Genomic DNA, 11419 nt, shown 5'->3' with positions numbered 1-11419 from the left:
CATTATCGGTCATTCGACCTTTACTACTTGGTGCAGTTAGTTCTTGTCTTCTCTCACCTGCTTCGCGGGGGGGAATAAAAGGGGGGGCAATATGGGGTTGCACTTCTACCCCCCTGTAGTCCCCCCGCTGAGCGGGGGAACTAAACAAGATGATACTGCACTCATTAATAGTATCTGAATCAATGACAGTTCGCAACAGATTGGTCCATACCCTTTTCTTCTCCATTGCCCTGCTCTTCCTGGCTTGCGCTCCGGAGCGGGTCTTCCGAAGCGCGGACTCCGCGCCTCCCTCTCTCCCCCCCGAAAACGGATCCCATCTTACCGCTGCCGACACCGCCGATGCTGTCGATGACGACGATCTGAAAGATCTTCCTCTCGACGCTGCGTTTATGGTGCTGCCGGTGACGGAAAAGTTGGCCGTGGCTGCGCGGATGCTCGAAAGCGCTCGCAAACTGTTGTCGGAAGACCAACTTGTGACGGCCGGATACCGGTTTGCGATGGTGCGGGTGATCCTGACATCGATCAATGTCGAGTCCCTTGACGCGGAGCGTGAGACTTATCAGCGGCTTGCGGAGCAGATCGACCACTTCTACGATGACTATGTTCGCGGTAAGGATGAACTACCGGCCGAATCGCCCCGTGAGGCGGTGATTGCGGGCGTAGAGGTTTCCGGCGAGGACACACTGACCGGCGATGATGGCATGGTTGCGGAGGAGGACCTGGCGCCCGACACGACGGCGCTTGCCGAGGCGCTTCAAGTCAAGGTGCTCTATCCCCCGATTCCGATGGTAATGAACCGTCAGGTCGAGAATGCAATCAAATTCTTCCAAACTAAGGGCCGAAAGGTCTATCAACGATGGCTGGGGAGGGCTGAAGTCTATGAACCTATGATGCGGAAGATCCTGCGCGAAGAGGGAATGCCGGAGGACTTGGTCTATATCGCGATGATCGAATCGGGATTCAATCCGATTGCCTACTCGTATGCGCATGCGTCGGGGCCATGGCAGTTCATCAAATCGACCGGAAAGATATTCGGGCTTAAGACGACCTATTGGCATGACGAGAGACGCGATCCGGTCAAGGCGACTTATGCGGCGGTCCGGTATTTCAAGAAACTCTACTATGACTTCGACGACTGGTATCTGGCGATGGCAGCCTATAATTGTGGCGAGCGGAACGTTGAGAAGAACATCCATCGCAGCGGCACGAAAGACTTCTGGAAGATGAGTCGGCTGCCGAAGCAGACGCGCAACTATGTGCCTACCTACATCGCCGCGCGACTCATCGCGCAGGATCCGGCGGCTTACGGCTTCGATCCTCCGGTTTTTCGCGATTTGCCGAAGGTCGATTCGATGTGGGTTACCGAGCAGGTCGATCTGAAACTGGCTGCCAGACTTATTGGTCGGGAATATCAGGAACTCAAGGAAATCAATCCCTGGCTGCTCAGAGCCTGCACACCCCCGACGAACGATTCGACGCTGCTTATTTTACCCGTAGGGACGGCTGAGGCTTTCCAGCGCGAATGGGCCGCGCTTCCGGATGACGAAAAACGCGCGTTAGCCCGGCATACTGTTCGCAAGGGTGAGACGCTCTCGGCCATAGCGCGCAAGTATGGGGTCTCGGTGCGCGACATTCGGGCTATTGCGGAGAACCAGATCCGGCCCGACGGGAGACTCCGGATCGGGCAGGAGTTGATCGTTCCGACCTCGCCCGAGATCGCCAAGGCGCGCTATACAGCCGTCGAGGAGGAGACGCCTCCGGCACCGGCCCGGGCCGGCAATGGCGAGGTGGTTCACATTGTCCGGAGCGGCGAGACGCCGGCTGCAATTGCAGCGCGGTATGGCGTTTCAGCCTCGTCCCTGATGAAGCGCAACCATATCAGCAATCCACGAAGATTGCGCGTTGGCCAGCGGCTCGTCGTGAAGCCGGGAGCTACGCCGGCGGTCGCAGCGGCTCCGGAGACTGAAGCCGCTGGCGTTAGATCGAATCGATCTGAGCCGGTGGAGACGTCATCCACAGCAGGCGCCGCCTCACGCACACATATCGTCGCCAAAGGCGAGACGCCGCAGTCGATTGCCTCGCGCTACGGAATATCGGCGGCTGCCTTGATGAAGTCCAACGGTATCAGCGATCCACGCAAGATGAAGGTCGGGGCGCGACTCAAGGTCCCGGGCGCAGGCGAGGTCGAGGTCGCTTCAGCAGACGTATCGTCCGCCGTGCATACGGTCCGTCGCGGCGATACCATTTGGGACATCGCGCGGAGATATGGCATCGAACGCGACCACCTGCTTCGCGCCAACGACCTCGATCATTCCTCCCGAATTCGACCTGGGGACCGGTTGGTCATCCCGCGTTAGTCCGCCCCGCCTCAACTTCTAACCTAATGCCGGTTACTGTAGAGCAAGCCGATCGGGTCATTTCCAGCCGGTTTGGTGCGCTGCTCGGCCGGGACCTGACGGCTGACCTGATCAGAAAGTGCGACGTGAAGGTCAAATCGGCGCATTCGGTGGTCTTTCGCGAGGGGGACTTTGCCGCAGCGCTCTTCATACTGCTTGAGGGAGCCGTCAAACTGGCCCGATTCAGCCGGGAGGGCAAGGAGACGGTCCTCCATATTGCCGAGGCGCCGGCAGTGATAGCCGAGGCTGCGATCTTCATCGGACGTTATCCCGCGGCGGCGATCGTCCAACGCGACGCGTCGCTGCTGGTTGTGCCGCGCGAAGTGGTGATGGAAATGGTCGGGAAAAGTGCGCCTTTTGCGCGGTTTTTACTCGAAGGGATGGCGATCTGGCTCAAGCGGATGGTGGCGCGAATCGAGCAGTTAACGATGGAGAGCGGAACGGCGCGGGTAGCGCGGCATCTTCTTGAACTCTACGAGCGTTCGAGTCCGCCCGGGACACCGCTGGCATGTCCCAAGGTGACGATCGGTCAGTCCAAGGGCGACCTTGCGACGATGCTGAACATCGCTCAGCCGTCGCTGTCGCGCATTCTGCGCCGGATGCAGGACGAGGGTGCGGTTCTTGTTGAGGGGCGGGAGTTTACGCTGCTCGATCTGGCTGCGCTGCGACGGATGACACTGCCGGCGATTGATTAGGCATAGGGCTTAGGGCTCAAGGCTCCAGGCAGCAGAACGGGGCAGGCGGTTACCGCCTGCCCCGTTCGACTCTTCATACCTGTGGCGAGGAAAGGTACTTCAGAAGGTCATCCCAACCCTGAAGAGCACGTTCCGCGGAGCGTCGTAGTTGCGCGGATTGGCATCGTAGTTCGAACGGTTTTCGCTCGGATTATAGGACGGATTGAGGGGGTGGATGGCCTGACTCGGGCTGCCTGTCTCGGCGTAAACCGACTGGACATTTCGCTTGTTGAAAAGATTGCCCACGGTGAAGCCGAAGAAGGCGCGCGTCCCCTTTTGAGGATTGAGGGAGTAATACTTTTCAAACTTGAGCGTCGTCCGCTCGCGCCACGGCAGCCGCGCCGAATTGGGCAGGATCAGGTTGGTGTTCTCGATGCCGGTGGTGTATTTCGACGGGGTGTAAGGCAGCCCTGAACCGAACTCCCACTGGACCGTCATAAGCCAGTCGTCCGGCATCCGGAATCCCAATAACTCAGGGTGCTCGTTCTTGGCATAGAGCACAGTAAGGAAGGCGTTGATCTTGTGCGTCTCGTCCCAGTCGAGGGGGTGCTCGTCGTAGTTATAGGGTACACCTCGCAGCCGCGAGGCTTGATTTGCCAGTTGGTCCGACGCCTTGCCGAAAGCGTAGGAGAAGTCGTAGTTAAAGGTCAGCGCATAATGGTGCGCGGGGCGCTTGTCGATGGTGAATTCAAAGCCTCGCATCCGGCCGTAGTCGAGGTTGACATAGCGATCGAGGGTCAGGTTCTTCCAACGTTCATCGGCCGTTGAGATCAGGTCATACTGATCCTTGTAGTAGCCGGAGATGTCGAAGACGACGAAGTCGCTGATCTGGGTGTTGACGCCGAGTTCATACTGGATCGTCTTCTCGTATTCGAGGTTGGGATTGCCGATCGTGGTGTTGGCATCGAAGTTGGCGGTCGCCGACTTGTAGAAATACTGAAAACTGGGGGCTTGATAGAAGTGCCCGTAGTTGAAGTAGAGTTTCGAGCGCTCGGTAATCGGGTGGCTGATGCCGAGCCGCGGCGAGACGCGGTAGTTGCCTCGCTCGGCGATGATAGCGCCGGGCTCGTCCCGGATGAGACGTTCCCGGAATTCGTCGATCACCTTTTGGTCGTGGATGATGAAGTCGAGCCGCAGGCCGGCGTTGACGATGAGGCCCTCGAACTCCATCTTGTCCTGCAAGTAGGCGGCACCCTCAAAGGGTTGATACTGATAAAAGTCGCGCACTCCGCCACGGTCGGGATAAAGTGAGCCGGAAGGCAGGTTGGCTTCACCGCTGTAGAGCAAGTCCGGCTGGGAGATGGACTGCATTTCAAGATCGCGATACTTGACCTCGACGCCGCTCTTCATTTCGTGATGCTTCGTCACCTGGCTCTGGATGTCATACTTGACGGTGTATTCGGTTGCGACGCGATCCTGCCAGAAGGCGGTGCCGTCCCAGAGTCCCGGGTTGAGGAAGAGGTCATAGTTGTCCCAGACGCCGTTGTTGTTGTAGTCGCGAAACCACTCCTTGCCCTCATCGAACTGGGTATTTGGTATGTTAAAGAGAGGGGCGGCGGCGTCGTGCAGCGAGCGGTTGATCCAGGTGGACTTGCCGGGGATGAAGGCGTAGATATTATCCGGCCAGTCGTTGCCGCGAGCTTCCTCGTTGTAGTTGTAGATCACCGGACGGGAGGGATTCAAGCCCGAGCGGAAGTCGGCCGGCTTGCAGAAGAGTTCATACTCGTCGAAGAGGCTGTTGGGGGGGTCGTAGCGCCCGTTTAGAGTCATTTCCGAGCCGAGGAACCAGCGTCCGGCTCCAGTCTGGGCATTGGCTGACGAAGGCAGATCGAACCAGATTTCCCCGGGATCCCACCGCCCATTATAAAGCCCCGAGATGGGATCGGGCTCGTCGATGAAAGGCTCGCCGGTGTCGTGCCAGTAGTCGCCGTCGATGAAGGGCTCGCGGGTGTCGGAACTGCCGGTGCGGCTCACCAGATCACGCCGGTTGTTCTCTCCGCTCAGGTCCTTGTCATCATAGCCTTCGCCGTCGTCCTGAATGCCGTTGCCGTTCAGGTCTTCGAAGGGTTCGCCGGGATCCCAACGGGAATTGCCGTTCAGATCGGTAAAGGGCTCCCAGGCGTCGAACGACCCGTTGCCGTTGGCGTCCTGGAAGCGTTCGCCGTCCCAGCGGCCGTTGCGGTTCCAGTCTTGTTCCGGCAATTGCGGTTCGTCCGGGTCCCATCGTCCGTTGCCGTTCAGATCGACATAGGGGTCCCAGGGATCCCACTGCCCCGGGTTGTTCTCGCCGGTCAGCGGGTTGACTACATCGACCCATGGCTCGGCGGCGTCGTAGATACCGTTGCCATTCAAATCTACCCAATCTTCGCCACGATCCCATTGCCCGTTCATATTGAGGTCTTCGTAGCCCTCGCCACCGCCGTCGTAGATGCCGTTGTCATTGGCATCCCAGAAGCCGTCCATAAAGCCGTTGCCGTCGTTGTCGGTATATTCGTCGGGGTCGAGCCAACTGTTGCCGTTGCGGTCGAAGGCGTTGGCGAAATTGTTCTCGATGGCCGATAGGAGGGTGAACTCGCCCGGGCTTTTGCCGCGCGGCTGAACGCGGGAGTGAGTGCTGAAGGTGATCAGTTTCAGCGTGTAGTAGGTCTTGGCCGACACCTGATTAGTGTAGGTGAGCGCCGCGGAGAACTGCCGGTTTTCAGCCCAGGGCCGATTTTGGAGATTGTACTTGTATCCGTAGCCGTAGTTTCCCGAAACGCCGCCCTCGCCGGCGGGATAGATGTCCCAACGGTGGTAGTTCTCGGAAAGTGAGAGCGAAAGTTTCTTCGTATCGGTCAGGCTGTAGGAGAGTTTGAGCGAAGTTTGATAACTGTTGTCCTGCCGTTCCGGGAGTTTGATGCCCAGCCCCAGATAGTCGTTTGCAGGTCGGTTGATGTTGAAGGGGGTGTAGGTGTTGCTGAGATAGCCCGTCGTCGAAAGGAAGAAGGTAACCGGCTTGCCGAGCAGGCTCTTGGAATAGGGCACCGGCCCGCCGAGGTTCAGTTCCATCCGGTCGGTGTCGAAGGAGTAGGTCTCGATGATGCGGTCGGTTTGAAATTCGACGCGGCCGGAGTAGTCGGTCTTGGAGCCTTCCGAGGTGGTGATCTGAACGACGGCTCCGGCGCGGCCATACTCGGCGTTGAAGCCTCCGGTCAGGATGTTGATCTCTTCGACCGCTTCACTCGAGACTGAAAGTGAGGTCTGGGTATCGACGAGCGGGTCGCGGCGGTCGATGTCATCGACCACGATGGCAACCGATCCCGAGCGCGAGCCCCGGACGTGGAACTTGCCCTCAACGTCGGTCTTGAAACCTTTGGTGGTCGAGAGGATAGCGCTGATCGACTCGGGCTTGCGATTCTGCAGTTCAACCTTGCCGAGCCGCTGTCCCGCCGACGACTGGCCGAGGTTGACCAACTTCTTCTGCACTACCACCTTGACTTCCTTCAATTCGATTGCCGCCGGGGTGAGTGTGATGTCGAGCGTCGTCGTAAGATCCGACTCGACGAGCACATTGGTAAGGGTCAGGTTGTGATACCCGGTGAAGGAGGCTTCGAGGGTGTAGGTTCCGGGGGTGATCCCGATCAGGACGTAGTTGCCATCGAAGTCGGCCTCGGCGCCCCAGGGTGTGCCCGGTATGGTAATGCTGGCGCCGGCCATCGGGAAGCCCGTCTCGGAGTCGGTGATGGTTCCTTTGATGCTCCCGGTGGCAGCATGTAACCGGCCCGTGCCTATGGCGAGGACCATAAGTGCAAAAGCAACAGCGGTGGACCGCAGGGCGTGTCGTTTCATAAGGCGATTAGGTTGAACGGGAAAAAGTATCTTGTAAGGTAACCTGTGGAATCGTCCAAGTCAAGAGGCTTGCCACTTGCTTTCTATGCATCATAGCGTGAGCCAAAAACGCGGGGGACGGGTTAGGTCCCGTCCCCCGCCGCAGTAACGTTCGCGTTCCGAATAGCATTAAATGTGGTGTCAGGTGTCCCACCTGACACTATCAAGCACACTTGGTCGCGGTGTAAGTTGTCTAATCTGACACCAATATACCTTTATTAACAATGACTTCCCGTCGGGTGAAGACACCCGACGGCACCCCAGTGCATTCTCGGACAGGCTGCTTCGCGGGAATGACGATCATAGCATCAGCGTTCACAGCAAGCGATCACGAGTGATGACCCGGACGGGAAACGAAACGAACCATCTACATATTCCGCACGATAGCTTCGGCGTAGCCTGAGCAGGAGACCTTGGTGGCACCTTCCATCAGGCGATGGAGGTCATAGGTTACGGTCTTAGCTTCGATGGTGCGTTCGATGGCTTGCTCGACCATTAGGGCGGCTTCGCGCCAGCCGAGGTAGGTCAGCATCATCACCCCGGAGAGCATCAGGCTGCCGGGGTTGACCATATCCTTACCGGCATATTTGGGCGCGGTGCCGTGGGTCGCTTCGAACATCCCGACATAGTCGCCGATGTTGGCACCGGGGGCCATTCCAAGACCGCCGACCTGGGCTGCCGAGGCGTCCGAGAGGTAGTCGCCGTTCAGGTTGGGGGTGCAGACGATATCGTATTCGTCGGCACGGGTCAGGATCTGTTGGAACATCGAGTCGGCGATACGATCCTTGACGACGACCCGTCCGCCCGGATCACCGGCCGGCTTCCCGCCGCGAAGATCGGCAAAGGCGCCCGGCTTGGTGATCGGTGTAACGCCGTCAGCGGCGCGCGTCTCGTCCCAGAGTTCGGCTTCGGTGATGACGCGGTCGCGGAACTCGTCGAGCGCCAGTTGGTAGCCCCAGTCTTTGAAGGCGCCTTCGGTGAACTTCATAATGTTCCCCTTGTGCATAAAGGTAACCGACTTGCGGCCCTCTTTGACGGCGAATTGGAGCGCCTTGCGCGCCAGACGCTTCGAACCGGTTACCGAGATAGGCTTGATGCCGACGCCGGAGTCGGTGCGGATCTTCTTGCCCATTTGGGTGTTGATGAAGTCGATGATCCTGGCGGCTTCGGGGGTGCCTTGCTGCCATTCGATGCCGGCATAGACATCCTCGGTGTTCTCGCGGAAGATGACGATGTTCATTGCCGCCGGGTTGACAACCGGTGATGGGACGCCTTTGAACCAGCGCACCGGGCGGATGCAGGCGTAGAGGTCGAGCACCTGACGAAGGGTGACGTTGAGACTGCGGATGCCGCCGCCGACCGGGGTCGTGAGCGGGCCTTTGATGGCGACGATGTAGTCCGCGACGGCCTTCAGGGTGTCCTGGGGCAGGTATTGGTTGGGGCCATACTTCTCGACGGCTTCGTCCCCGGCATAGACCTTGAACCAGGCGATCCGGCGCTTGCCGCTGTAAGCCCTGGCGACGGCGGCGTCGATGACGTGCTGCGTGGCCGGCCAGATGTCGATACCGATGCCGTCGCCGCGCAGGAAGGGGATGATGGGATTGTCGGGAACGTTCAGTTCGTTATTGACGGTGGTAATTGATGCCCCGTCGGCGGGCGGGATGATCTGATCGTAGTGAGACACTGCTGCTCCGGTAGGTTTTATTGGATATAAATTGACAATTCCGGACCCTATTGGGTGGTCCTGATTCAAGGAATCGATTATGCCTTAATATAGGCAGAGGCGGATTGACCTGTCAACGCTGCTGCGGCTTGCGATGGGAATTTAATCCCAATTCCGGTCTTTATCCTTTATCCATTCAAAAGGAAGCGCCGGCTCAAATGCTTGAGTCGGCGCTATCTATGACTGTCCCCGGCCATTAAAGTGTCAGCACTCTGCGGGTTGCTTCCAACACGTGGCTCAGCCGAAGTTCCCATCCGGAGGTTGGTGGAGGGAAGGGATCAGCGGTCAATAGGGACAGTGGATGCCAAAGATTCTGCTCTGCCACAAAAGGCGGCACGGTCGTCAGTAATAATATCGTCAACCTGAAGGCAGCACTTGAAATCGAACCAGGGGAGTAGCCGGCGGGGCGTCAACTGTTACGATCGTATTAGCATTAGCGGGTTGCGCGTAGGACGACCATCCTTTCCCGCCGATACCCGGGCGGCGGGATGCGGATAGGCTTGACGCGGCTCCGCCGGCTTATGCTCCCTATGTTGCTTCGACAGCCGGACAGTGCATGGTGCAGATATCTGTCGAAGTTGTCCACCGAAGTGGACCCGGACGACCCGGAGGTCAGAATATCCCGTGCCGGTCGCATCCCGAAGGAGGCAACTGCCGAAACGTTACGGCCACCAGCGGCGGCAAATCAAAGAAACCGTGCCTGCTCTCGTCAACGTTCCGGCCGCGCATTCGTTAGGCCGATAGTGAAGTAGTGCGCTTCCGCCAATGAAACCGTGCCGAACCCGAACCTGATGCTGTGCTTGTTTCTGTCGGGTAACCTGTGCTTGTAGCAGTGCTGTGAACCGTGCTGAAGCAGTGCGAGGCGGAAGGAATGCGCGTTAACCGGGCGTCCAAAAGAAACCGTGCCGGATGCTGTGCTGGTCTTAAGAATAGCAAGCGGTGTGCCAAAAGAGAATTGGTGCCGATTCAAGGCGAAATCGGCGTCATAAGGCGTGAGATGGGGCGCTGTAACTGTGCAGAATATGCACTACAGGTAGAGCGGTCTGCAAACTATGCGCACTTGATGTTGGCGGAGTGCCCTGCGGTCGGTGAGGCCTAATGCCCGTCAACCGGCAGCCGGCCGGGCGGAGGTTTTCGCCAAAGAGCATCGAGGAAGGCCGCGCCATAGGATATGCCCAGTCCTATTGCGGCGCCGTTGCGGAGGCGTGACAGGCTGCGGTAGTCCTTCCAGAGACGCGCCGCGTCCCGGCTGGTCGTCGCATCGAGGTAATTCTGCCGGGCGTCGGGCATCTGCAACTCAGCGTAGGCCAGCAGGATCGCTGTCGTTGCGATCAGCCCGGTATAGATGAGACCGCGTCCCGGTTCTCCCTTCTCAAACTGGCCCCCTCCCGGGATATAGAGCGCCCGAAGCGATGCCTTGCGACAGATTTCGGCTTCGGCAGCGACCCGGAAGCGGTGCTCCTCTGCAGCCACCTTGACGTAGTCGGTGCGGGCGATGTCGAAGATACGCCGCACCTTGGGGGACCAGGTAATGGGATCGGGCGAAAGGGTCGGAGTCAGGCGCAAAGCCTGAAGGAAATAGCGGGCACCGTTCAGTTCGTCGTCGTTGGCTGCAGCGCAGAAGGCGAGGACTTTATAGAGGTCGGTGCGCTGTGCCGGAGTAAGTTCACCCGGAACGTCGAGGGCTTTCAACGCCAGATATTCGGCTTCGCTGATCCGTCCGGCATCGTAGAGGTCGATGACGCGCAGAACAACATCGAGGCTATCCTCGGCTACCGCACCGGTCGCAAGCGCCAATATGGCGAATGCGACCGATACGATAAGGTGTGACCCCAGCCTACTCATTGGGGGGTGCGGTGGTTACCGGGCGAGCGCCTTGACTGCTGCAGTCAAGGCCGGAAGAACTTCGAAGACGTCTCCAACGATGCCATAGTCCGCTGCTTTGAAAATTGGCGCGTCGGAATCCTTGTTGATGGCTACGATCACCTTCGACGAGCGCATCCCGGCGAGGTGCTGGATGGCGCCGGATATGCCGCAGGCGATGTAGAGCGACGGTCCGACCACTTTGCCGGTCTGTCCGACCTGCTCGCCGTGCGGTCTCCAGCCGGCATCGACTACCGCGCGAGAGGCTCCGACGGCTCCGTCCAGCGCTGCGGCAAGGTCTTCGACAAGATGGAAATTCTCAGGCCCCTTCATTCCGCGTCCGCCGCTGACAATGACATCCGCTTCGCTGACGTCGAGTTTACCGGCGCCTTCCTGACGGGTCTCGACGCAGACGGTTTTGACGACGCCGGTCAGATCGACGCTCAGGGATTCGAGCGCAGGTGCTGAGCCGCCGGACTTGATGGCGAGGAAAGCCTTGGGGCGAAGCGATACTATCGCCGGGAGAGTCCTGGCTTCGAGGGTGATCATCAGCCTTCCCGCATAGACGGGCCGGCGGACGGCAATCCGCCCACCTGTTACCGTGAGTTCGGTGCAGTCGGGGAGGAAGGCGGCGTCAAGCCGGGCAGCCAGCGTCGGCGCCAGATCGCGTCCCATCGAAGTTGCCGGGAAGAGTATGACCTCGGCGCCCAATGCTTTAGAAGCGGCTTCGACTACGGCGCCGTAGCCCTCCGGGCTGTAGCCGGAAAGTTCAGGCTGCATTGCGGCAAGGAGGCGGTCGATTCCGAAGCCGTCGAGGCCGCTCGCCAGCGATCCGG

Annotated in this window: 6 protein-coding genes; 2 read left to right on the top strand and 4 right to left on the bottom strand. The window is 59.2% G+C overall.

Annotated features, from left to right (window positions below; translation table 11 throughout):
* Positions 1-149: 149 nt before the first annotated feature.
* Both FJY67_09245 and FJY67_09240 read left to right on the top strand, forming a co-directional pair.
* A complete protein-coding gene (locus FJY67_09245; GenBank protein MBM3329636.1) occupies positions 150-2357 on the top strand; it encodes a LysM peptidoglycan-binding domain-containing protein in 2208 nt (735 codons plus the stop codon).
* 26 nt (positions 2358-2383) lie between these two features.
* On the top strand, positions 2384-3091 hold the full coding sequence (locus FJY67_09240; protein MBM3329635.1) for a Crp/Fnr family transcriptional regulator: 708 nt from the start codon (positions 2384-2386) through the stop codon (positions 3089-3091).
* 99 nt (positions 3092-3190) lie between these two features.
* On the opposite strand, the gene FJY67_09235 is transcribed toward FJY67_09240, so the two are convergent.
* The 4 genes from FJY67_09235 to FJY67_09220 form a co-directional block, all read right to left on the bottom strand.
* Entirely contained in the window at positions 3191-6958 is a 3768-nt protein-coding gene (locus FJY67_09235) for a TonB-dependent receptor (GenBank protein ID MBM3329634.1), read from the bottom strand.
* A gap of 406 nt (positions 6959-7364) precedes the next feature.
* Positions 7365-8681: an isocitrate dehydrogenase (NADP(+)) gene (icd, locus tag FJY67_09230; GenBank protein MBM3329633.1), complete on the bottom strand. Its 1317-nt coding sequence runs from the start codon at positions 8679-8681 to the stop codon at positions 7365-7367.
* A 1134-nt stretch (positions 8682-9815) separates the two neighbouring features.
* Positions 9816-10565, bottom strand: coding sequence for a hypothetical protein (locus tag FJY67_09225; protein ID MBM3329632.1), 750 nt, complete (start codon positions 10563-10565; stop codon positions 9816-9818).
* 15 nt (positions 10566-10580) lie between these two features.
* The coding region (locus FJY67_09220) for an electron transfer flavoprotein subunit alpha/FixB family protein (GenBank protein ID MBM3329631.1) at positions 10581-11419 on the bottom strand (839 nt) is incomplete at its 5' end.

The sequence above is a fragment of the Calditrichota bacterium genome, assembly GCA_016867835.1.
Taxonomy (GTDB): Bacteria; Electryoneota; AABM5-125-24; order Hatepunaeales; family Hatepunaeaceae; genus VGIQ01.
Note: the sequence above shows the minus strand (reverse complement) of the source record. Positions and strands in the feature narration are given on the sequence as shown.